Source organism: Mesorhizobium argentiipisi (SeqCode) (assembly GCF_037179585.1).
GTDB lineage: Bacteria > Pseudomonadota > Alphaproteobacteria > Rhizobiales > Rhizobiaceae > Mesorhizobium > Mesorhizobium argentiipisi.
Genome location: NZ_JAPYKO010000012.1, coordinates 1 through 20,956 on the forward strand (window position 1 = coordinate 1; position 20,956 = coordinate 20,956).

Here is a 20,956-nt window from a genome sequence, read left to right on the forward strand (position 1 = left end):
CCGGCTCGGTCAAGCCGCACAAGAAGTTCGTGGCCGAAGCCTACATCCTGACCAAGGACGAGGGCGGCCGTCACACGCCGTTCTTCACCAACTACCGTCCGCAGTTCTACTTCCGCACGACGGACGTGACCGGCATCGTGACGCTGCCGGCCGGCACCGAGATGGTGATGCCCGGCGACAACATCACCGTCGACGTCGAGCTGATTGTGCCGATCGCGATGGAAGAGAAGCTGCGCTTCGCCATCCGTGAAGGCGGCCGCACCGTCGGTGCCGGCATCGTCGTCACCATCAAGGAATAATTGGACTGAAACGGATCTGTCGCGGGCGCGGGAGCTGCCCGCGCCGCGCCAGAACAAGGAATTGACGCATGAACGGACAGAATATCCGCATCCGCCTTAAGGCGTTTGACCACCGGGTGCTCGACGCCTCGACGCGCGAAATCGTGTCGACCGCCAAGCGCACCGGCGCCAACGTCCGCGGCCCCATTCCGCTGCCGACGCGGATCGAAAAATTCACGGTCAACCGGTCGCCCCACGTCGACAAGAAGAGCCGTGAGCAGTTCGAAATGCGCACGCACAAGCGGCTGCTCGACATTGTCGATCCGACCCCGCAGACGGTCGATGCTTTGATGAAGCTCGATCTGGCGGCCGGTGTCGACGTCGAGATCAAGCTCTAAGGAATGGAGCGCGGCAAGGGGCGTTGCCCCTGGCCCGCAACTCTAAAGGAATTGAACCGATGCGTTCAGGTGTGATTGCAAAGAAGGTGGGAATGACCCGCATCTATAACGATGCCGGGGAACACGTTCCCGTCACCGTTCTCCAGATGGAGAACTGCCAGGTCGTGGCTCAGCGCACGCAGGAGAAGAACGGCTACACCGCCGTCCAGCTCGGCGTTGGCCTTGCCAAGGTGAAGAACACGTCGAAGGCGATGCGCGGCCATTTCGCCGCCGCTTCCGTCGAGCCGAAGGCGAAGCTCGCCGAGTTCCGCGTGTCGGCCGACAATATGATCGACGTCGGCGCCGAGCTGACCGTCGAGCATTTCGTCGCCGGCCAGAAGGTGGACGTCACCGGCACCTCGACCGGCAAGGGTTTCCAGGGCGTGATCAAGCGGCACAACATGGGTGGTGGCCGCGCGACCCACGGTAACTCGGTCTCGCACCGCACGCACGGTTCGACCGGCCAGCGCCAGGACCCCGGCAAGGTGTTCAAGGGCAAGAAGATGGCCGGCCACATGGGCGACACCCGCGTCACCACGCAGAATGTCGAGGTCGTCTCGACCGACGCCGATCGCGGCCTGATCCTGATCCGCGGCGCGGTTCCCGGCGTCAAAGGCGCCTGGATCCTGGTTCGCGACGCCGCCAAGGTTGCGCTGCCGGCCAATGCGCCGAAGCCGGCCGCGATCCGTGCCGCTGCCGCCAAGAACGAAGCCCCGGCCACTGAGGGAGCCGAATAATGGATCTCAAGATCACAACGCTGGGCGGCAAGGACGCCGGCAAGGTGAAGCTCTCCGAGGAGATTTTCGGCCTTGATCCGCGCGAAGACATCCTGCAGCGCGTCGTGCGCTGGCAGCTCGCCAAGAAGCAGCAGGGCACGCACAAGGCCAAGGGCCGCGCCGAAATCGCGCGCACCGGCGCCAAGATGTACAAGCAGAAGGGTACGGGCCGCGCCCGTCACCACTCGGCTCGCGCTCCGCAGTTCCGCGGCGGCGGCAAGGCACACGGCCCGGTCGTTCGCAGCCATGAGCACGAGCTGCCGAAGAAGGTCCGTGCGCTTGGCCTCAAGCATGCTCTCTCGGCCAAGGCCAAGAGCGCTTCGCTCATCATCGTCGACGAGCTGAAGCTCGCCGAAGCCAAGACCAAGGCGCTGGTGGCGAACCTCGAGACGCTGGGGCTGACCAACGCCCTGGTGATCGGCGGCGCCGAGCTTGACCAGAACTTCAAGCTGGCTGCGACCAACATTCCGAACATCGACGTGCTGCCCATCCAGGGCATCAACGTCTACGACATTCTGCGCCGCGGCACGCTGGTCCTTTCGAAGGCCGCCGTCGAGGCTCTCGAGGAGCGCTTTAAATGACCGACCTCCGTCACTACGACGTGATCGTCTCGCCGGCGATCACCGAAAAGTCGACCATGGCTTCCGAGCAGAACCAGGTCGTCTTCAACGTCGCCAAGAAGGCGTCGAAGCCGGAAATCAAGGCTGCCGTGGAGGCTCTCTTCGGCGTCAAGGTGACGGCTGTGAACACGCTCGTCCGCAAGGGCAAGATCAAGCGCTTCCGCGGCACTGTTGGCCGCCAGGGCGACGTCAAGAAGGCGGTTGTGACGCTGGCCGACGGCCAGTCGATCGACGTCGCGACGGGTCTCTGAGCAAGGCCGCGAGGACAGGACAATGGCACTTAAGAAATTCAACCCGGTAACGCCGAGCACCCGCCAGCTGGTCATCGTCGACCGCTCGGGCCTCTACAAGGGCAAGCCCGTCAAGGGCCTGACCGAAGGCCTGACCAAGTCGGGCGGCCGCAACAATTACGGCCGTATCACCGCCCGCTTCATCGGCGGCGGTCACAAGCGTTCGTACCGCATCATCGACTTCAAGCGTAAGAAGTACGACGTCGTCGGCACGGTCGAACGTATCGAATACGATCCGAACCGCACCGCCTTCATCGCGCTAATCAAGTATGACGACGGCGAGCTGTCCTACATCCTGGCTCCGCAGCGCCTGGCTGCCGGCGACAAGATCGTGGCCGGCGAAGCGGTTGACGTGAAGCCGGGCAATGCGATGCCGCTGGCCTCGATGCCGGTCGGCACGATCGTCCACAACATCGAGCTGAAGCCGGGCAAGGGCGGCCAGGTCGCCCGTTCGGCCGGCGGTTACGCCCAGCTCGTCGGCCGCGACCAGGGCATGGCGATCCTGCGCCTCAACTCGGGCGAGCAGCGCGTCGTGCACGGCTCCTGCATGGCCACAGTCGGTGCCGTGTCGAACCCCGACCACGGCAACATCAACGACGGCAAGGCCGGTCGCACCGTGTGGCGCGGCAAGCGCCCGCACAATCGCGGCGTGGCCATGAACCCGGTCGACCATCCGCATGGCGGCGGCGAAGGCCGCACCTCGGGTGGCCGTCATCCGGTTTCGCCCTGGGGCAAGCCGACCAAGGGCAAGAAGACGCGGTCCAACAAGGCGACCGACAAGTTCATCCTGCGCTCGCGCCATCAGCGCAAGAGCTAAGAAGAGGTAACGCCAAGTGACTCGTTCGATTTGGAAAGGCCCCTTCATCGACGGCTACCTTCTCAAGAAGGTGGACAAGGTTCGTGAAGGTGGTCGCAATGAGGTGATCAAGATGTGGAGCCGTCGCTCCACCATCCTGCCGCAGTTCGTCGGCCTCACCTTCGGTGTCTACAACGGCCAGAAGCACGTCCCGGTCTCGGTGAACGAGGACATGGTCGGCCACAAGTTCGGTGAATTCGCTCCGACCCGGACCTATTACGGTCACGGCGCGGATAAGAAGGCGAAGAGGAAATAATCATGGGCAAGGCCAAAGCTCCGCGCAGGCTTGCTGATAACGAGGCGCGTGCCGTTCTGCGCACGATCCGTATCAGCCCGCAGAAGCTGAACCTGGTTGCCGCGCTGATCCGCGGCAAGAAGGTCGCGACAGCGCTTTCCGACCTCGAATTCTCGGCCAAGCGGATTTCCGGCACGGTCAAGAAGACGCTGGAATCGGCGATCGCCAACGCGGAAAACAATCACGACCTCGACGTCGATGCGCTGGTCGTGGCGGAAGCCTATGTCGGCAAGTCGATCGTCATGAAGCGTTTCCACGCTCGTGGCCGCGGTCGCGCCAGCCGTATCGAAAAGCCGTTCTCGCACCTCACGATCGTCGTTCGTGAAGTCGAGGAAAAAGGGGAGGCCGCATAATGGGCCAGAAAGTCAATCCGATCGGGCTGCGTCTCGGCATCAACCGTACCTGGGATTCGCGCTGGTTCGCGAACACCGGCGAGTACGGCCAGCTGCTGCATGAGGACCTCAAGATCCGCAAGTATCTCGAGAAGGAACTCAAGCAGGCCGCGATCTCCAAGGTCGTGATCGAGCGTCCGCACAAGAAGTGCCGCGTCACCATCCACGCCGCGCGCCCGGGCCTCATCATCGGCAAGAAGGGCGCCGACATCGAGAAGCTTCGCAAGAAGCTGACCGAGATGACGAAGTCCGAAACGCATCTCAACATCGTTGAAGTGCGCAAGCCGGAAATCGACGCCACGCTGATCGCCCAGTCGATTGCCCAGCAGCTCGAGCGCCGCATCGCGTTCCGCCGTGCCATGAAGCGTGCCGTTCAGTCGGCCATGCGTCTCGGCGCCGAAGGCATCCGCATCAACTGCTCCGGCCGTCTCGGCGGCGCCGAAATCGCGCGCATGGAGTGGTACCGCGAAGGCCGCGTGCCGCTGCATACGCTGCGCGCCGATGTCGACTACGGCACGGCCGAGGCGAACACGGCCTATGGTATCTGCGGCGTCAAGGTGTGGGTGTTCAAGGGCGAGATCCTCGAGCATGACCCGATGGCCTCCGAGCGCCGTGCAACCGAAGGTGATGCCGCGCATGGCGGCGGTGCTGGTGGCGAGCGCGAACGCGGCCGCCGTCGCGAGAACGCCTGAGACATTTGAGAATTTGGAGTTAGAACGATGCTGCAGCCAAAGCGCACAAAGTTCCGCAAGCAGTTCAAGGGCCGTATCCACGGTACCGCCAAGGGCGGCACCAACCTGGATTTCGGCGGTTTCGGGCTGAAGGCGCTTGAGCCGAACCGCGTCACCGCGCGCGAGATCGAGGCGGCCCGCCGCGCGATCACCCGCGAGATGAAGCGCGCCGGCCGCGTCTGGATCCGGGTGTTCCCGGACCTGCCGGTCACCTCGAAGCCGACCGAAGTCCGCATGGGTAAGGGCAAGGGCGCCGTCGACTATTGGGCGGCACGCGTCAAGCCCGGCCGTATCATGTTCGAGATCGACGGCGTCAGCGAGGAGACCGCTCGTGAAGCGCTGCGTCTCGGCGCCGCCAAGCTCTCGGTCAAGACGCGCTTCGTGCAGCGCATCGCAGAATAAGGACAGGCGATCATGAAAGCCGAAGACATCCGGACCAAGACCCAGGATCAGCTGACCGACGACCTGGCCGCTCTCAAGAAGGAGCAGTTCAACCTGCGCTTCCAGAAGGCCACCGGCCAGCTCGAAAAGACCGCGCGCGTGAAGCAGGTCCGCAAGGACATCGCGCGCATCAAGACCATCGCCGCGGAAAAAGCCGCGGCCAAGAAGGGTTAAGGACGAGAACCATGCCAAAGCGCATCCTGCAGGGCACCGTCGTCAGCGACAAGAACGAGAAGACGGTCGTGGTCAAGGTCGAACGTCGCTTCACCCATCCAGTGATGAAGAAGACCGTGCGCATGACCAAGAAGTACAAGGCGCACGACGAGAACAACGCTCACAAGGTCGGCGACCAGGTGTTCATCCAGGAATCGAAGCCGATTTCGAAGGACAAGCGCTGGGTTGTCGTCTCTTCGGATCAGGCTTGATCCGGGCGAACGAACCGAATTTTGGACAGACCGGGGAGGGGTGAAGAACCCGTCCCGTTAGAAAAGAAGAAGGCGGCCAGTCATGATTCAGATGCAAACAAACCTCGACGTCGCGGACAATTCCGGCGCCCGTCGTGTCATGTGCATCAAGGTGCTGGGCGGCTCGAAGCGGAAATATGCCTCCGTCGGCGACATCATCGTGGTGTCGATCAAGGAAGCCATTCCGCGCGGCCGCGTTAAGAAGGGCGATGTGATGAAGGCGGTCGTGGTTCGCACGGCCAAGGACATCCGCCGCCCGGACGGCAGCGTGATCCGTTTCGACAAGAACGCGGCCGTTCTCGTCGACAATAAGAAAGAGCCGATCGGCACCCGTATCTTCGGACCGGTTCCGCGCGAATTGCGCGCCAAGAACCACATGAAGATCATCTCGCTCGCGCCTGAAGTGCTGTAAGGAGCCGGACCAATGCAAAAGATCAAAAAAGGCGACAAGGTCGTCGTGCTTGCCGGCAAGGACAAGGGCCGTTCGGGCGAAGTCCTGTCGGTGCAGCCGAAGGAAGACACCGCGGTTGTCCGTGGCGTGAACCTCATTCGCCGTCACCAGAAGCAGACCCAGTCCCAAGAGGGCGGGATCATCACCAAGGAAGCGCCGATCCACCTGTCGAATATCGCGCTGGCCGACCCCAAGGACGGCAAGCCGACCCGCGTCGGCTTCACCATCCAGAAGGATGGCAAGAAGGTGCGCGTCGCCAAGCGTTCGGGAGAAGTCATCAATGGCTAAGGCTGAAACCAAGCAGGCAACTGCCAAGAACGAGCCGCGCCTCAAGAAGGTCTACAACGAGACCATCCGCAAGGCGATGCAGGAGCAGTTCGGCTACGACAACGACATGCAGGTTCCGCGCATCGACAAGATCGTGCTGAATATGGGTGTAGGCGAAGCAACCGCAGACTCCAAGAAGCCCTCCGTCGCGGCCGAGGATCTGGCGCTGATCGCCGGCCAGAAGGCCGTCGTCACCCGCGCCCGCAACTCGATTGCCGGCTTCAAGGTGCGCGAGAACATGCCGATCGGCGCCAAGGTCACGCTGCGCAAGGAACGCATGTACGAGTTCCTCGACCGCCTCGTGAACATCGCGCTGCCGCGCGTTCGCGACTTCCGCGGACTGAACCCGAAAAGCTTTGACGGCCGTGGCAACTACGCCATGGGCATCAAGGAACACATCGTGTTCCCGGAGATCAATTACGACAAGGTTGATCAGGTCTGGGGCATGGACGTCATCGTTTGTACGACGGCGAAGACGGATGACGAGGCCAGAGCGCTGCTCAAGGCCTTCAACTTCCCCTTCCGCCAGTAACGGCAGCGAAAAAGGAAAAATCTGAAATGGCAAAGACCAGCTCAGTCGAGAAGAACAACCGGCGCCGCAAGCTCGCCGACCAGTACGCCGCCAAGCGCACGGCGCTCAAGGCCATCATCATGGATCAGTCCAAGCCGATGGAAGAGCGTTTCCGCGCCCAGTTGAAGCTTTCGGCGCTGCCGCGCAACTCGGCCAAGATCCGCATCCGCAACCGCTGCGAGGTGACGGGCCGTCCGCGCGCCTATTATCGCAAGCTTAAGCTTTCGCGTATCGCGCTTCGCGATCTGGGCAATACCGGCCAGATCCCGGGCCTGGTCAAGTCGAGCTGGTAAGGAGACACTGAGATGTCATTGAGCGATCCTCTCGGCGATATGCTGACCCGCATCCGCAACGCCTATGGCCGCAAGAAGTCGAGCGTTTCGACCCCGGCCTCGCGTCTGCGTGCCCGCGTCCTCGAAGTGCTGAAGTCGGAAGGCTATATCCGCGACTACAGCCAGACCGACTTCGAAAACGGCAAGTCGGAAATCGAGATCGAGCTGAAATATTTCGACGGTGCCCCGGTGGTGCGCGAGATCGAGCGCGTCTCGAAGCCTGGCCGCCGCGTCTATGTCTCGGCCAAGTCGATCCCGCAGGTCGCCAACGGCCTCGGCATCGCCATTCTCTCGACGCCGAAGGGCGTCATGGCCGACCATGAAGCGCGCGAGCAGAATGTCGGCGGCGAGATTCTCTGCCAGATCTTCTGATCCGGCGCGAGATTGATGAATGGGCTTCGGTTCTCGGGATCGCGCCCGGGAACTGGAACCTGAAACCAAAGAAGTGACGAGGACAACAAAATGTCTCGTATCGGAAAGAAACCCGTTTCGCTGCCGCAGGGCGTGACCGCCTCCGTCAACGGCCAGACCGTGACGGCGAAGGGCCCCAAGGGCGAGCTGAAGTTCGTGGTGAACGACGAAGTACTGGTGAAGATGGAGAACAACGAGATCTCCGTCGAGCCGCGCGACCAGACCAAGAACGCCCGCTCGAAGTGGGGCATGTCGCGCACGCAGATCGTCAACATCCTGCAGGGCGTGAAGGACGGCTTCGAGAAGAAGCTCGAGATCACCGGCGTCGGCTATCGCGCGGCGTTGCAGGGCAAGAACCTGCAGCTGGCGCTCGGCTTCAGCCACGACGTGGTCTATGAGACGCCCCAGGGCATCACCATCACGGTGCCGAAGCCGACCGAAATCACGGTCTCGGGTATTGATAAGCAGCAGGTCGGCCAGGTCGCCGCCGAGATCCGCGAATATCGCGGTCCCGAGCCCTACAAGGGCAAGGGCGTGCGCTATGCCGACGAGCGCATCGTGCGCAAGGAAGGCAAGAAGAAGTAATTGGCCTGGCCCCGAAAAGGCGCAGACTTTTCGGAAAGGCCAAGCCGGAGAAGTGTAACGCCCGCGGGGAGCGGCCGCGGGAGGCTTGGCCTACCGCACAGGGTTGCCCCCGTTTTCTGAAGGCAAGGAACTGACATTATGGCAAGCCCCAAAGAAACCATCCAACGCCGCGCGCAGCGCGTGCGCCGCCAGCTGAAGAAGGTCGCCGGCGAGCGTCCGCGGCTTTCGGTGCACCGCACGTCGAAGAACATTTACGTTCAGGTGATCGACGACGCCAACGGCCACACGCTGGCCGCCGCCTCGACGCTCGAGAAGGACCTCAAGGGTTCGCTCAAGACCGGCGCCGACACCGCTGCCGCCGCTGCCGTCGGCAAGCTGATCGCCGAGCGCGCCGCCAAGGCGGGCGTCAAGGAAGTCGTCTTCGACCGCGGCCCGTATATTTATCACGGTCGCGTCAAGGCGCTGGCCGAGGCTGCCCGCGAAGGCGGTCTCAGCTTCTGATTTTTCGCCGCTGACGACCCAAAGGCGGCGTCAGTAATTAGCAACCCGTGCTTCCGGAAAAGAACAAGGACTAGGATATGGCACAGGAACGTAGAGAAGGCGGCCGCGGCCGAGAGCGTGAACGCGAAGAGCGTGACGACGGCATGGTGGACAAGCTCGTCCACATCAACCGCGTCGCCAAGGTAGTGAAGGGTGGCCGTCGTTTCGGCTTTGCCGCTCTCGTCGTCGTCGGCGACCAGAAGGGCCGCGTCGGGTTCGGCCACGGCAAGGCGCGCGAAGTGCCGGAAGCCATCCGCAAGGCGACCGAATCGGCCAAGCGCGACATGATCTTCGTGCCGCTGCGTTCGGGCCGCACGCTGCATCATGACGTCGAGGGCCGTTGGGGCGCCGGACGCGTTCTGCTGCGCGCCGCCAAGCAGGGTACCGGCATCATCGCCGGCGGCCCGATGCGCGCCGTCTTCGAGACGCTCGGCATGCATGACGTGGTCGCCAAGTCGATGGGTTCGTCGAACCCCTACAACATGGTTCGCGCCACTTTCGACGCGCTGAAGAGCCAGATGCATCCGAAGGATGTGGCTGCCGCGCGTGGCATCAAGTACTCGACCCTTCAGGCCCGCCGCGGCTCCGCCGTTGCGGCTGAAGAATAGTCGACGCTGACCAGGGATTTCGACCATGGCCAAGAAAGCTACCAAGACCATTACCGTCGAGCAGATCGGCTCCCCGATCCGCCGGCCGAAGGAGCAGCGCGCGACGCTGGTCGGCCTCGGCCTGAACAAGATGCACAAGCGGCGCACGCTGGAAGACACCCCTTCCGTGCGCGGCATGATCGCCGCCGTCCAGCACCTCGTCCGCGTGGTGGACGAGGCCTGAACGGAAGCGCAGGAGAAGAATGATGAAACTCAACGATCTGCGTGACAAGGACGGCGCCACGCACTCCAAGAAGCGCCTCGGTCGCGGCATCGGCTCCGGCTCCGGCAAGACCGCCGGTCGCGGCGTCAAGGGCCAGAAGGCCCGTTCGGGCGTTGCCATCAACGGCTTCGAGGGTGGCCAGATGCCGCTCTACCGGCGCCTGCCGAAGCGCGGCTTCAACAACCTGTTCGGCAAGAGCTTCGCGATTGTGTCCCTGGCCAAGATCCAGGCGGCGATCGACGCCAAGAAGCTTGACGCCAAGGCGGCCGTGACGGCCGAGGCCCTGGTTGCCGCCGGCGTCATCCGCCGCGCCAAGGACGGCGTGCGCGTGCTGTCCGACGGCGAACTCAAGGCCAAGCTCTCCTTCGACGTCGCCGGCGCCTCCAAGGCCGCGATCGAGAAGATCGAGAAGGCCGGCGGTTCGGTGAAGCTGCCGGAAGCGGCCGCCGCCGAGTAACGGCGATTTGAAGCGCGACGGACCGGGATGATTCGCATTTTCCGTCGAACCGCGCTTTGACCAGATGAATTGGGCGGCCGCGTCAACGCGGCCGCTTGCATGTTTAAGGTCCGGAGCTTATCTCGTGAGCTTCGGTGACACGCGCGCCTGAACTGCGGGCATAGAGCGTGACACAGAAATCAATGAAGTAGAGCATGATATCGTCCGAAAACCGCTCCATATTTTTCGGCATCATGCTCTAGCGGAGAATCAGGCATGGCTTCGGCTGCTGAACAACTAGCCTCCAATCTGAATTTTGCGGCCTTCGCCAAGGCCGAGGATCTCAAGAAGCGCATCTGGTTCACCATCGGCGCGCTGCTCGTCTACCGCCTCGGCACCTATATCCCGCTTCCCGGCATCAACCCCGACGCTTTCGCCCAGGCCTTCTCCTCGCAGAGCAAGGGCGTGCTCGGCATGTTCAACATGTTCGCCGGCGGCGCCGTGCAGCGCATGGCGATCTTCGCGCTGGGCATCATGCCCTACATTTCCGCCTCCATCATCATGCAGCTGATGACCTCGGTCATCCCGTCGCTGGAAGCGCTGAAGAAGGAAGGCGAGCAGGGCCGCAAGATCATCAACCAGTACACGCGCTACGGCACCGTGCTTCTGGCGCTGATCCAAGCCTACGGCATTTCGATCGGCCTCGAGGGCGGCAACGGCATCGTCAACGATCCCGGGATGTTCTTCCGCATCTCGACCGTCGTCACGCTGGTCGGCGGCACCATGTTCCTGATGTGGCTCGGCGAGCAGATCACGGCGCGCGGCATCGGCAACGGCATTTCACTGATCATCTTCTCCGGCATCGTCGCCGGCCTGCCGCGGGCGATCTCCGGCACGCTGGAGCTCGGCCGCACCGGCGCGCTGTCGACGGGCCTCATCCTCGCAATCATCGTTCTGGCCATTATCGTCATTGCGCTCATCGTCTTTTTCGAGCGCGCGCAGCGCCGCCTGCTCATCCAGTATCCGAAGCGCCAGGTCGGCAACCGCATGTTCCAGGGCGATACCTCGCATTTGCCGCTGAAGCTCAACACCTCGGGCGTCATCCCGCCGATCTTCGCGTCCTCGCTGCTGCTTCTGCCGGCTACCGTCGCGGGCTTCTCGCAGGCAACCAACATGCCGGCCTGGGCAAGCACGATCCTGGCCTCGCTCGGCCACGGCCAGCCGCTCTACATGATCTTCTATGCGGGCATGATCGTCTTCTTCGCCTTCTTCTACACGGCGATCGTCTTCAATCCGAAGGACACGGCCGACCAGCTCAAGAAGCATTCCGGCTTCATCCCGGGCTATCGTCCGGGTGAGCGCACGGCCGACTATATCGACTATGTTCTGACGCGTATCACCGTCGTCGGCGCCATTTACCTGGTGCTGGTCTGTCTGCTGCCGGAGTTCCTGATTTCGGCGACTGGCGTACCTTTCTATCTCGGTGGCACATCGCTTCTGATCGTGGTCAGTGTCACGCTCGACACGGTGGCGCAGATTCAGGGCCACCTGATCGCGCACCAGTATGAGGGCCTGATCAAGAAGTCGAAGTTGCGCGGGGGTAAGAGGAGCAGATGAGGCTGATATTGCTTGGGCCGCCAGGAGCGGGCAAGGGGACGCAAGCACAAAGACTGGTAGAAGAATACGGCATCCCGCAGCTCTCGACGGGCGACATGCTGCGTGCCGCCGTCCAGGCCGGAACCGAGGTCGGCAAGCGTGCCAAGGCGGTAATGGATGCCGGTGAGCTGGTCTCGGATACGATCGTCAACGCCATCGTCGCCGAACGCATCGATCAGCCGGATTGCGCCAAGGGCTTCATTCTCGACGGCTATCCGCGCACGCTGGTCCAGGCGGACGCGGTCGAGGCGATGCTTGCCGAGCGCGGCATTGCGCTCGACACCGTCATCGAGCTGGTCGTCGACGACAAGGCGCTGGTTGGCCGAATCGTCAAACGCGCCGAGGACGCCAAGGCTGCCGGCCAGCCGGTGCGCAAGGACGACAATCCGGAGGTGTTCGAGGAACGCCTGCGCGAATACTACAAGAAGACGGCGCCGCTGACCGGCTACTACTACGCCAAAGGCAAGCTCAAGACCGTCGACGGCATGGCCAGTATCGATGCCGTGACCGCCGAGATCGGCAAGGTGCTCGCGGCCGCGGCGAAGTAGGCTGCGCCGACAATTGAAGATTGCGCTTGGCGGCAATTGACGATTGCGCTTGACTGGAGTGGGCCGTTGGGGTATGGCGGCCCGTCTTCCTATCAGGCATGGACTTTGCTTGCCCTTGCGGGCAAGGCATCCGCTTTGAACCAGGAAACTCCCGCAAGGGCCGGCCTCCACCGGACGCGGGGCAACTTCGACAGCGCCGGGCTTGCCCGGCCCACATGGAGAAAGAGAAGAAAATGGCTCGTATAGCCGGCGTCAACATTCCGACCAACAAGCGCGTCGTCATTGCGCTTCAGTACATTCACGGCATCGGCAAGAAGTTTGCCCAGGAGATCGTCGACAAGGTCGGCATCCCGGCGGACCGCCGCGTCAACCAACTGACCGACGCGGAAGTGCTGCAGATCCGCGAGACGATCGACCGCGACTACCAGGTCGAAGGCGACCTGCGCCGCGAAGTCTCGATGAACATCAAGCGGCTCATGGACCTCGGCTGCTACCGCGGCCTGCGTCACCGCCGCTCGCTGCCGGTCCGAGGCCAGCGCACGCACACCAATGCGCGCACCCGCAAAGGCCCGGCCAAGGCGATCGCCGGCAAGAAGAAGTAATTGAGCGAATAGCGAGTAGCCGTTAGCGAGTAGGGACCCTATTCGCTATTCCCTACTCACTACTCGCTTTTCCAAGGTGGAGCCGCTGGCATTACGGCGGTGTAGAGATCAACTGAAAGGACTACCATGGCCAAGGAAGCCGCTCGTGTTCGCCGTCGCGAACGCAAGAACATCTCGTCGGGCGTCGCCCACGTCAATTCGACCTTCAACAACACCATGATCACCATCACCGACGCGCAGGGCAATTCGATTGCCTGGTCGTCGGCCGGTGCGCAGGGCTTCAAGGGTTCGCGCAAGTCGACCCCGTTCGCTGCCCAGATGGCTGCCGAAGACGTCGCCAAGAAGGCGCAGGAACATGGCATGCGCATGCTCGAGGTCGAGGTCTGCGGACCCGGCTCCGGCCGTGAATCGGCCCTTCGCGCGCTGCAGGCCGCAGGCTTCACCATCACCTCGATCCGCGACGTGACGCCGATCCCGCACAATGGCTGCCGTCCGCGCAAGAAGCGCCGCGTCTGATTTTTAAACGCCGCGCGAACGCCACGGCGTTCCTCCGCGGTTTTCCGTGTCGCCCGCCACGATTGGATGGTGGCGGGGCAAAGGAAGGAAGATATTTATGATCCAGAAAAACTGGCAGGAACTGATCAAGCCGAACAAGATCGAGTTCTCGTCGAAGAAGAAGACGCTGACCACGCTGGTGGCCGAGCCGCTCGAGCGCGGCTTCGGCCTCACGCTGGGCAACGCGCTGCGGCGCGTGCTTCTGTCTTCGCTGCGGGGCGCGGCTGTTACCGCCGTGCAGATCGACGGCGTGCTGCATGAATTCTCGTCCATCGCCGGCGTGCGCGAGGACGTGACCGACATCGTGCTCAACATCAAGGAAATCGCCATCCGCATGGAAGGCGATGGTCCCAAGCGCATGGTCGTGCGCAAGCAGGGCCCGGGCGCCGTGCTCGCCGGCGACATCCAGACCGTGGGCGACGTCGAGATCCTCAACCCCGACCACGTCATCTGCACGCTGGACGAGGGCGCCGAGATCCGCATGGAGTTCACCGTCGACACCGGCAAGGGCTATGTCCCGGCCGAGCGCAACCGCGCCGAGGACGCGCCGATCGGCCTGATCCCGGTCGACAGCCTCTACTCGCCGGTCAAGAAGGTCTCCTACAAGGTCGAGAACACCCGCGAGGGCCAGGTGCTCGACTATGACAAGCTGACCATGACCATCGAGACCAACGGCTCGATCTCGGGCGAGGACGCGGTCGCGTTCGCCGCTCGCATCCTGCAGGACCAGCTCGCGCTGTTCGTCAATTTCGACGAGCCGCAGAAGGAAGTCGCCGCCGAAGCCGTCACCGAGCTCGCCTTCAACCCGGCGCTGCTCAAGAAGGTCGACGAGCTCGAGCTTTCGGTGCGTTCGGCCAACTGCCTGAAGAACGACAACATCGTCTATATCGGCGACCTGATCCAGAAGACCGAAGCCGAGATGCTGCGCACCCCAAACTTCGGCCGCAAGTCGCTGAACGAGATCAAGGAAGTGCTGGCAGCCATGGGCCTGCACCTCGGCATGGAAGTGCCGGACTGGCCGCCGGAAAACATCGAAGACCTCGCCAAGCGTTACGAAGACCAATATTGAGCATGAATTCCAAGGATCGGCGGCGAGAGCCGCTCGATCCGACGGTCATGCGGAAAACCATCAGAGGCCGTGGCCTCTTGAACAACTGAAAAAGGAAAAGAGCCATGCGCCACGGTTTCAAAGGCCGTCGCTTCGCCCGCAGCGTAAGCCACCGCAAGTCGATGTTCGCCAATCTCGCCGTGTCTCTGATCGAGCACGAGCAGATCGTCACCACTCTGCCGAAGGCGAAGGACCTGCGTCCGATCGTCGAGAAGCTCGTCACGCTCGGCAAGCGCGGCGACCTGCACGCCCGTCGTCAGGTCATCGCCCAGATCGGCAACGAGCTGGTCGTGAAGCGCCTGTTCGACACGCTTGCGCCGCGTTACGCTGAGCGCAACGGCGGCTATCTGCGCATCATGAAGGCGGGCTTCCGCAAGGGCGACAACGCCGCGATGGCGGTGATCGAATTCGTCGACCGCGACACCTCGGCCAAGGGCGCCGCCGACCGCGCCCGCATCGAGGCGGAAACTGCCAATGAGGAAACCGCGGCCGCCTGAGGCCCGCGTTCTCATCATGACTTGAAGGGGCCCACGGGCCCCTTTTGCATTCGTCTGCTTGCAAACTATCGGACCAGGGCCAGATAGTCCCGGCCGGTCACGAGATGCCAATTGAACACTCCAGGCAACTCTTCGGTGGCCTTCCGCGGACAGGAGTAGATGCTATCAACTTTCGTTCGGGGATCGATATCCCGGACAAGCTGGAGCACGGTCGACTTGCTCAAATATTTAGTCGCGTCGCGATCGCCGATGAAAGACGTGTCGACCTGGAAATGGATCTGGATGCCGGCGGCACAAATGTTCAGCAGGATGTCGTCGCTTAGCGCCGCGTAGTAGACGGACGCTTGCGCAGAATCCCAAAGACCCGCTGCAAGGAATTCAGACGGCCTCGTTGCGCCGCTGAATCCATCTAACGAGACCTTTAGCTGCCTGGTCAAAGGTTCAAATTCACCCTCAAGCTGTGATGCTCCCTCGATCTGAAACCAATTCATCGAGTATGGTGCGATGCTGTCGAACGAAACCTCCAGCTTGCCGAAGAACCAGTAGACCGGAATTGGGTCGCCTTCGTTGATATTCCACCCGTCAGGTGAGCCGAGTGCCTGCGCAACCTCGATAAGCCTCATGTCGGGCGACACCGGTCCCAAGGCGCCGGTCGTCAGGAAATCGCGGAAGGAGGCGACCTGTTTTTTCATGAAGCTGACGACCGTACCTGATTGCAGATGCAGGTATAGCCGGTTACTGGCTGAAAATAATTCGATTTCATCGCATTAGCCTTTCATTCTGCACATTCGTCGAGACAATGGCGCCCGATCTGGAGGGATTCGAAAATGCACCTCAAACGAGTGTTTCTTGTTGCCGCGCTGGCCGTCTTCGCCGCGGCACCGGCCCCAAGACAGGCTTTTGCCGAGGATGCCGCCAAGCCGGCCGATCCGGGCCTCTCCGATGTGCTGACGGACCTGTTGCATGGCGTCGAAGGCGAGAACGGCACGTCCGGACCTGACAAGCGCGTGCCGTTCGGCCGCGAGGAGGTGCAACTCTCCTTTGCGCCGCTGGTCAAGCAGACGGCCCCGGCCGTCGTCAATGTCTATGCCTCGCAGACCGCCAAGGTGACGTCGCCTTTCGAGGGCGATCCCTTCTTCGAGGAATTCTTCGGCCGCGCCCAGCCGCGCGCGCAGTCCTCGCTGGGCTCCGGCGTTCTGGTCGATCCGAGCGGCGTCATCGTCACCAACTTCCACGTCATCAAGGACGCCGACGAGGTGAAGGTCGCGACCGCCGACGGACGCGAATTCACCTCCAAGGTCATGCTCAAGGACGAGACGCTCGATCTCGCCGTGCTCAAGATCTCGGCCGACAAGCCATTCCCGGTGATAGCCATCGGTGATTCCGACGCGCTCGAGGTCGGCGACCTGGTGCTCGCCATCGGCAACCCGTTCGGCGTCGGCCAGACCACTACCAGCGGCATCGTCTCGGCGCTTGCCCGCAGCCATATCGGCGTTTCGGATTCGGGCTATTTCATCCAGACCGATGCGGCCATCAATCCCGGCAATTCGGGTGGCGCGCTGATCAACATGGGCGGTCAGCTGGTCGGCATCAACACGGCGATCTACAGCCGCAGCGGCGGCTCGATCGGCATCGGCTTCGCCATTCCTTCGAACATGGTGCGCGCCTTTGCGGACGCCGCCAAGGCCGGGCTCGACTTCTTCGAGCGGCCCTATATCGGCGCCGAGTTCGAAATGGTGACGCCGCAGATCGCCGAATCGCTCAGCATGGAGAAGCCGACCGGTGCGTTGGTTTCATCGGTCGAAGGTTCCGGCCCGGCCGGCAAGGCCGGCCTGAAGCCCGGCGACGTCATCCTGTCGCTCAACAACACCCCGGTCGACAGCATCGAGGCGCTCGACTATCGCATGGCGACGCTGTCGATCGGCACCAAGGCAACCTTCGTCGTGCTGAGCAAGGGGCAGCAGGCGACGCTGGAAATCCCGCTGGAGCGCGCGCCGGAAGGCGCCAAGCCCAGTGAGGTCACTCTGCGTGGCCGCAGTCCCTTTTCCGGCGCCAAGGTCGCGGAGCTTTCGCCCAGGCTTGCCCAGCGGCTTGGCCTTCGCACCGATCTCAAGGGCGTCACCGTCATCGATATCAGCCGCGATTCGCCGGCCGCCGATTTCGGCTTCCAGCCGGGCGATATCGTGCGCGAGGTGAACGGCACCACCATCGAGACCGCGGCAACGCTGGCGCAGGTTGCCCAGCAGGACACGCGCTGGTGGCGCTTTACCGTCGAGCGCGGCGGGCAGATACTGCGCCAGGTGTTGCGTTATTGAGGCGATCTGCCCATTTAAGGCATGATCCCGAACCGAAGGCCCGCGTAGCAAAAAGCGGGAACCGGTGTTCGCGGACAAGATCATGCTCTCAAAAGAGCGGAATCGCGTTTCAACCAAAAGACTTGCATGGCCGATCTGTTCAGTTCCGATGAGCCGGAAAAGGCGCCGCCCGGGCGGCCGCTGGCCGATCGGCTGCGCCCGAAAAACCTCGGCGAGGTCGTCGGCCAGGAACATCTGACCGGCCCGGACGGCGCGCTGACCAGGCTGATCGATTCCGGCTCGCTCGGCTCGATGATCTTCTGGGGTCCGCCCGGCACCGGCAAGACGACGGTGGCGCGGCTGCTCGCGGGCGAGACCAACCTTGCCTTCGAGCAGATCTCTGCCGTGTTTTCCGGTGTCGCGGACCTCAAGAAAGTGTTCGAGGCGGCGAAGCTGAGGCACTCCAACGGCCGCCAGACGCTGCTCTTCGTCGACGAGATCCATCGCTTTAACCGCGCCCAGCAGGACGGTTTTTTGCCGGTGATGGAAGACGGCACGGTGGTGCTGGTCGGCGCCACCACGGAGAACCCGTCCTTTGAGCTCAATGCAGCACTTCTGTCGCGAGCGCGCGTGCTGGTGTTCCGTTCGCTGGGCGAGGAAAGCATCGCCAAGCTTCTGGCCCGGGCGGAAGAGACCGAGGGCAGGGCGCTGCCGCTCGACGAAGAGGCGCGCGCGATGCTGATCCGCATGGCGGATGGCGACGGCCGCGCCTCGCTGACGCTGGCCGAGGAAGTCTGGCGCGCCGCAAAGAAGGGCGAGGTGTTCGGCCCGGAAGGCCTGCAACGCGTCATCCAGCGCCGAGCGCCGATCTACGACAAGGGCCAGGACGGCCATTACAATCTGATCTCGGCGTTGCATAAATCGGTGCGCGGCTCCGATCCGGATGCGGCGCTCTATTATCTTGCCCGCATGTTCGATGCCGGCGAGGATCCGCTCTATCTTGGCCGCCGGCTGGTGCGCATGGCGATAGAGGATATCGGGCTCGCCGATCCTCAGGCGCTTGTCGTCGCCAATGCGGCCAAGGACGCCTATGACTATCTTGGCTCGCCCGAGGGCGAGCTCGCCTTCGCCCAGGCCGCCGTCTATCTGGCCACGGCGCCGAAATCGAACGCCGTCTATACCGCCTTCAAGGCTGCGACCGCGGCGGCCAAGGAGTTCGGCTCGCTGCTGCCGCCCAAGCACATCCTCAATGCGCCGACCAAGCTGATGAAGCAGGAGGATTACGGCGCCGGCTACCGCTACGACCATGACCAGCCGGACGCATTTTCAGGCCAGGACTATTTTCCGGAGAAGATGGGCCGGCACACTTTCTACGATCCGCCGGAACGCGGTTTCGAGCGCGATATCCGCAAGCGGCTGGAATACTGGGCGAAGCTGCGCAGCGAACGGAACAGCTGAGTTCCGCCCTCGCGGTCGGCACGCTTCGTCGCGAAGCCACGCCATGGTGGACCACACCTGTTGCGGCATTGTGCGGGGAAACAAAAAATCCTATCAAGACGCACGGCTGGCGGGGGTCGCCGTGATTTTGTCCCGTGGAACAGGATCGCGCTCCCGCGCGAATGACAATGACAAAGCAAACCGTCAAGACGCTCCGCAAGGCCGCCATCGCCGTCGTAGTTCTCGCGCTCGCCTTCTATTTCATACCGATCCTGACCGCCATCTGGGTCGTCTGCGGCCTGATCGATGTCATGCGCAACGACCAGAAGGACCGGAACCTGTTCGAGCGTTACTTCCTCGGCAACGGCCTGTTCACCTGGCTGTTGTCGCCGTTCAACCTGATCGTCGACCTTCTCTGCTACCGCAATCCCGGCGTCTGGAAACCAGAGCAGTTTCCTGAGGACTATCAGCGCGAGATCAATGAGGTGCTGGACGTCTTCAAGGCGCGCAAGGACGAGATCATCGCCGACATCGACGCCAATTTCGGCGCCGGCCGGCGCGGCATGTATGTCTACCAGTGGTACGGCAAGCACAAGATCGACAACGTTCCCGAATTCAACAGGGATTACAAATACATCAAGACGATCGCGGTATCCGTTTTCAGCAAGCGCGAATCCACGTCCTGGCATTTCGGTCCGCTCCGGCTCAGCCTGCGCATCCTCTACAATCTGATTCCGGTGCAGGCGGAGATCTTCGTTCAGTGCGGCAGCAAGAAGAACTACTGGTACGACAACCCTTTGTTCATCTTCGACGACACGCTGTTCCACCGCTCGGTCAACGAATATGACGGCCGCCGCTACTGCGTCTTCGTCGACATCATCCGGCCGTCTCCGTTCCCAAAACTGATCGCGGGCCTTCTCGCCATCGTCTCGGTCAGCGTGGAGCGCATCAATTCCATCTTCTACAAGAACTGGAAGATGATCGGCTCGTCCAAGCCGAAGGCCGCCGCCAACTGATCACGGCGCTTCTTCAATCTGTGGTTCGGCCGGCGTGCGGCCGAACCTCGGATGTCTGCGCTTGGGGTAATCGTCGCGCTTTGTTGGGTCTTTGGCTCGCACAATGCCTGCCTTAGTGCTATGGCCCCGCTTTCAAACGGAAAAGCGTAGCCATGGCAGGTGTTGAACAGATCACGGTTGAGGCCGGCGAGGCGGGCATGCGGCTCGACCGCTGGTTCAAGGTGCATTACCCGGGCCTCGGCTTCGGCCACCTGCAAAAGCTGTTGCGTTCGGGGCAGATCCGCGTCGACGGCGGCCGGGTCAAGGCCGACACGCGCGTCGAGCCCGGCCAGTCTGTCCGCGTTCCGCCGCTCGACGTCGACAAGAAGGGCGATGCGCCGCTCACCGGCCACTCGATCCGCAATCAAGGCGATGCCGATGTGCTCGCCAAGATGCTTCTGCACGAGGACCCGAAAGTCTTCGTCTTCAACAAGCCCGCCGGCCTTGCCGTGCAGGGCGGCTCCGGCGTTACCCGCAATGTCGACGACATGCTGGAAGCCTGGCGCAACCAGAAGGGCGAGAAGCCCCGCCTCGTCCATCGCCTCGACCGCGACACGTCCGGCGTGCTGGTGGTTGCCCGCACCCGTCTTGCCGCGATGAAGCTTTCGGAAGCGTTCCGCGCGCGCGAAACCAAGAAAACCTACTGGGCGCTGGTCAAGGGTGTGCCGCCCAAGCGCGAGGACAAGATCTCGACCTGGCTGATCAAGGAGCCGACGGAGGATGGCGACCGCGTGCGCGTGGCCGCGCATGGCGAGAAGGGCGCCGACCACGCCGTCTCCTATTACCGTGTCATCGAGCAAGCGGCGCAGACGATGACCTGGCTGGAGATGGAGCCCTATACCGGCCGCACTCACCAGCTTCGCGTTCACGCCGCCTACATAGGTTGCCCGATCATTGGCGACCCCAAATATTTCGAGGCCGATACCAACTGGGATTTCCCGGGCGGCATTCAAAACCGCCTGCACCTGCATGCCCGCCGCATTGTCATCCCGCATCCCGACCAGGGTGTGATCGACGTGACGGCGCCGATGCCGCCGCATATGCGCCAGAGCTGGAACCTGATCGGCTTCGACGACCAAAGCGCGGAGGACTGACTTGGCT

At 62.7% G+C, this 20,956-nt stretch carries 33 protein-coding genes; 32 read left to right on the forward strand and 1 reads right to left on the reverse strand.

Translation table 11 applies throughout. The features are described from left to right. The 28 genes from O7A05_RS17535 to rplQ form a co-directional block, all read left to right on the forward strand. Nucleotides 1-299 (forward strand): EF-Tu C-terminal domain-related protein (locus tag O7A05_RS17535; protein ID WP_463151207.1); only part of this gene is annotated, 299 nt, incomplete at its 5' end. A gap of 68 nt (nucleotides 300-367) precedes the next feature. Beyond that, nucleotides 368-676, forward strand: coding sequence for a 30S ribosomal protein S10 (rpsJ, locus tag O7A05_RS17540; RefSeq protein ID WP_006205468.1), 309 nt, complete (start codon nucleotides 368-370; stop codon nucleotides 674-676). Between the two features lie 59 nt (nucleotides 677-735). Then, the gene (gene rplC / locus O7A05_RS17545; protein WP_224509813.1) at nucleotides 736-1,452 is read left to right on the forward strand and encodes a 50S ribosomal protein L3; all 717 of its coding nucleotides are present in this window, start codon (nucleotides 736-738) and stop codon (nucleotides 1,450-1,452) included. Beyond that, nucleotides 1,452-2,072, forward strand: coding sequence for a 50S ribosomal protein L4 (rplD, locus tag O7A05_RS17550; RefSeq protein WP_224582537.1), 621 nt, complete (start codon nucleotides 1,452-1,454; stop codon nucleotides 2,070-2,072). The genes rplC and rplD overlap by 1 nt, the downstream gene beginning before the upstream one ends. After that, nucleotides 2,069-2,362, forward strand: a complete 294-nt coding sequence (locus O7A05_RS17555; RefSeq protein ID WP_040983033.1) for a 50S ribosomal protein L23 — start codon at nucleotides 2,069-2,071, stop codon at nucleotides 2,360-2,362. The genes rplD and O7A05_RS17555 overlap by 4 nt, the downstream gene beginning before the upstream one ends. Nucleotides 2,363-2,384: 22 nt before the next feature. Further along, nucleotides 2,385-3,218, forward strand: coding sequence for a 50S ribosomal protein L2 (gene rplB, locus O7A05_RS17560; RefSeq protein ID WP_126084116.1), 834 nt, complete (start codon nucleotides 2,385-2,387; stop codon nucleotides 3,216-3,218). A 16-nt stretch (nucleotides 3,219-3,234) separates the two neighbouring features. Next, entirely contained in the window at nucleotides 3,235-3,513 is a 279-nt protein-coding gene (gene rpsS / locus O7A05_RS17565; RefSeq protein WP_015317982.1) for a 30S ribosomal protein S19, read from the forward strand. 2 nt (nucleotides 3,514-3,515) lie between these two features. Next, complete coding sequence (gene rplV, locus O7A05_RS17570) at nucleotides 3,516-3,905, forward strand: 50S ribosomal protein L22 (protein ID WP_010909277.1); 390 nt, start codon at nucleotides 3,516-3,518, stop codon at nucleotides 3,903-3,905. Next, nucleotides 3,905-4,636, forward strand: a complete 732-nt coding sequence (gene rpsC, locus O7A05_RS17575; protein ID WP_040983028.1) for a 30S ribosomal protein S3 — start codon at nucleotides 3,905-3,907, stop codon at nucleotides 4,634-4,636. Before rplV ends, rpsC begins: the two co-directional genes overlap by 1 nt. 27 nt (nucleotides 4,637-4,663) lie before the next feature. Beyond that, nucleotides 4,664-5,077, forward strand: coding sequence for a 50S ribosomal protein L16 (gene rplP, locus O7A05_RS17580; RefSeq protein WP_027170364.1), 414 nt, complete (start codon nucleotides 4,664-4,666; stop codon nucleotides 5,075-5,077). A gap of 12 nt (nucleotides 5,078-5,089) precedes the next feature. Beyond that, nucleotides 5,090-5,290 carry a 50S ribosomal protein L29 gene (gene rpmC, locus O7A05_RS17585; RefSeq protein WP_042642190.1) on the forward strand — a complete coding sequence of 67 codons (201 nt, stop codon included), beginning with the start codon at nucleotides 5,090-5,092 and terminating at the stop codon, nucleotides 5,288-5,290. Between the two features lie 11 nt (nucleotides 5,291-5,301). Beyond that, nucleotides 5,302-5,541 carry a 30S ribosomal protein S17 gene (rpsQ, locus tag O7A05_RS17590; RefSeq protein WP_023675136.1) on the forward strand — a complete coding sequence of 80 codons (240 nt, stop codon included), beginning with the start codon at nucleotides 5,302-5,304 and terminating at the stop codon, nucleotides 5,539-5,541. An 82-nt stretch (nucleotides 5,542-5,623) separates the two neighbouring features. Further along, entirely contained in the window at nucleotides 5,624-5,992 is a 369-nt protein-coding gene (gene rplN, locus O7A05_RS17595; RefSeq protein WP_006205457.1) for a 50S ribosomal protein L14, read from the forward strand. Between the two features lie 12 nt (nucleotides 5,993-6,004). Then, nucleotides 6,005-6,319 carry a 50S ribosomal protein L24 gene (rplX, locus tag O7A05_RS17600; RefSeq protein WP_042642195.1) on the forward strand — a complete coding sequence of 105 codons (315 nt, stop codon included), beginning with the start codon at nucleotides 6,005-6,007 and terminating at the stop codon, nucleotides 6,317-6,319. Continuing rightward, complete coding sequence (gene rplE, locus O7A05_RS17605; RefSeq protein WP_095765509.1) at nucleotides 6,312-6,890, forward strand: 50S ribosomal protein L5; 579 nt, start codon at nucleotides 6,312-6,314, stop codon at nucleotides 6,888-6,890. The genes rplX and rplE overlap by 8 nt, the downstream gene beginning before the upstream one ends. A gap of 26 nt (nucleotides 6,891-6,916) precedes the next feature. After that, the gene (gene rpsN / locus O7A05_RS17610; protein WP_042642199.1) at nucleotides 6,917-7,222 is read left to right on the forward strand and encodes a 30S ribosomal protein S14; all 306 of its coding nucleotides are present in this window, start codon (nucleotides 6,917-6,919) and stop codon (nucleotides 7,220-7,222) included. A gap of 12 nt (nucleotides 7,223-7,234) precedes the next feature. Beyond that, nucleotides 7,235-7,633: a 30S ribosomal protein S8 gene (gene rpsH, locus O7A05_RS17615; protein ID WP_042642201.1), complete on the forward strand. Its 399-nt coding sequence runs from the start codon at nucleotides 7,235-7,237 to the stop codon at nucleotides 7,631-7,633. A gap of 90 nt (nucleotides 7,634-7,723) precedes the next feature. Next, nucleotides 7,724-8,257, forward strand: a complete 534-nt coding sequence (gene rplF / locus O7A05_RS17620) for a 50S ribosomal protein L6 (RefSeq protein WP_095818135.1) — start codon at nucleotides 7,724-7,726, stop codon at nucleotides 8,255-8,257. A gap of 138 nt (nucleotides 8,258-8,395) precedes the next feature. Continuing rightward, entirely contained in the window at nucleotides 8,396-8,758 is a 363-nt protein-coding gene (gene rplR, locus O7A05_RS17625) for a 50S ribosomal protein L18 (protein WP_095765507.1), read from the forward strand. 77 nt (nucleotides 8,759-8,835) lie between these two features. Beyond that, nucleotides 8,836-9,405 (forward strand): 30S ribosomal protein S5, encoded by a 570-nt coding sequence (gene rpsE / locus O7A05_RS17630; protein ID WP_224582534.1) that lies wholly within the window; start codon nucleotides 8,836-8,838, stop codon nucleotides 9,403-9,405. Between the two features lie 25 nt (nucleotides 9,406-9,430). Then, nucleotides 9,431-9,628, forward strand: a complete 198-nt coding sequence (gene rpmD / locus O7A05_RS17635) for a 50S ribosomal protein L30 (RefSeq protein WP_027170355.1) — start codon at nucleotides 9,431-9,433, stop codon at nucleotides 9,626-9,628. Nucleotides 9,629-9,650: 22 nt separating this feature from the next. Beyond that, nucleotides 9,651-10,124, forward strand: coding sequence for a 50S ribosomal protein L15 (rplO, locus tag O7A05_RS17640; protein WP_224509819.1), 474 nt, complete (start codon nucleotides 9,651-9,653; stop codon nucleotides 10,122-10,124). Nucleotides 10,125-10,379: 255 nt separating this feature from the next. Next, a complete protein-coding gene (secY, locus tag O7A05_RS17645; protein WP_224582532.1) occupies nucleotides 10,380-11,720 on the forward strand; it encodes a preprotein translocase subunit SecY in 1,341 nt (446 codons plus the stop codon). Continuing rightward, a complete protein-coding gene (locus tag O7A05_RS17650; RefSeq protein WP_337094292.1) occupies nucleotides 11,717-12,307 on the forward strand; it encodes an adenylate kinase in 591 nt (196 codons plus the stop codon). The genes secY and O7A05_RS17650 overlap by 4 nt, the downstream gene beginning before the upstream one ends. Before the next feature lie 233 nt (nucleotides 12,308-12,540). Beyond that, nucleotides 12,541-12,909, forward strand: coding sequence for a 30S ribosomal protein S13 (gene rpsM / locus O7A05_RS17655; RefSeq protein ID WP_027170351.1), 369 nt, complete (start codon nucleotides 12,541-12,543; stop codon nucleotides 12,907-12,909). A 126-nt stretch (nucleotides 12,910-13,035) separates the two neighbouring features. Further along, nucleotides 13,036-13,425, forward strand: coding sequence for a 30S ribosomal protein S11 (gene rpsK, locus O7A05_RS17660; RefSeq protein ID WP_006205444.1), 390 nt, complete (start codon nucleotides 13,036-13,038; stop codon nucleotides 13,423-13,425). A 97-nt stretch (nucleotides 13,426-13,522) separates the two neighbouring features. Continuing rightward, the gene (locus O7A05_RS17665; protein WP_040983001.1) at nucleotides 13,523-14,533 is read left to right on the forward strand and encodes a DNA-directed RNA polymerase subunit alpha; all 1,011 of its coding nucleotides are present in this window, start codon (nucleotides 13,523-13,525) and stop codon (nucleotides 14,531-14,533) included. A gap of 104 nt (nucleotides 14,534-14,637) precedes the next feature. Further along, nucleotides 14,638-15,069 (forward strand): 50S ribosomal protein L17, encoded by a 432-nt coding sequence (gene rplQ, locus O7A05_RS17670; protein WP_337094293.1) that lies wholly within the window; start codon nucleotides 14,638-14,640, stop codon nucleotides 15,067-15,069. Between the two features lie 65 nt (nucleotides 15,070-15,134). Here rplQ and O7A05_RS17675 read toward each other — a convergent pair whose 3' ends face one another. Continuing rightward, nucleotides 15,135-15,761, reverse strand: coding sequence for a hypothetical protein (locus O7A05_RS17675; RefSeq protein ID WP_337094294.1), 627 nt, complete (start codon nucleotides 15,759-15,761; stop codon nucleotides 15,135-15,137). A 135-nt stretch (nucleotides 15,762-15,896) separates the two neighbouring features. Between O7A05_RS17675 and O7A05_RS17680 the strand changes: the two genes are divergently transcribed. The 4 genes from O7A05_RS17680 (at nucleotide 15,897) to O7A05_RS17695 (ending at nucleotide 20,949) form a co-directional block, all read left to right on the forward strand. Further along, on the forward strand, nucleotides 15,897-17,384 hold the full coding sequence (locus O7A05_RS17680) for a DegQ family serine endoprotease (protein ID WP_337094295.1): 1,488 nt from the start codon (nucleotides 15,897-15,899) through the stop codon (nucleotides 17,382-17,384). Nucleotides 17,385-17,510: 126 nt separating this feature from the next. Next, on the forward strand, nucleotides 17,511-18,821 hold the full coding sequence (locus O7A05_RS17685; protein ID WP_337094296.1) for a replication-associated recombination protein A: 1,311 nt from the start codon (nucleotides 17,511-17,513) through the stop codon (nucleotides 18,819-18,821). Nucleotides 18,822-18,988: 167 nt separating this feature from the next. Continuing rightward, nucleotides 18,989-19,816, forward strand: coding sequence for an aspartyl/asparaginyl beta-hydroxylase domain-containing protein (locus O7A05_RS17690; RefSeq protein ID WP_337094297.1), 828 nt, complete (start codon nucleotides 18,989-18,991; stop codon nucleotides 19,814-19,816). A gap of 152 nt (nucleotides 19,817-19,968) precedes the next feature. After that, entirely contained in the window at nucleotides 19,969-20,949 is a 981-nt protein-coding gene (locus tag O7A05_RS17695) for an RluA family pseudouridine synthase (protein ID WP_337094298.1), read from the forward strand. The last annotated feature ends 7 nt before the right edge of the window (nucleotides 20,950-20,956 follow it).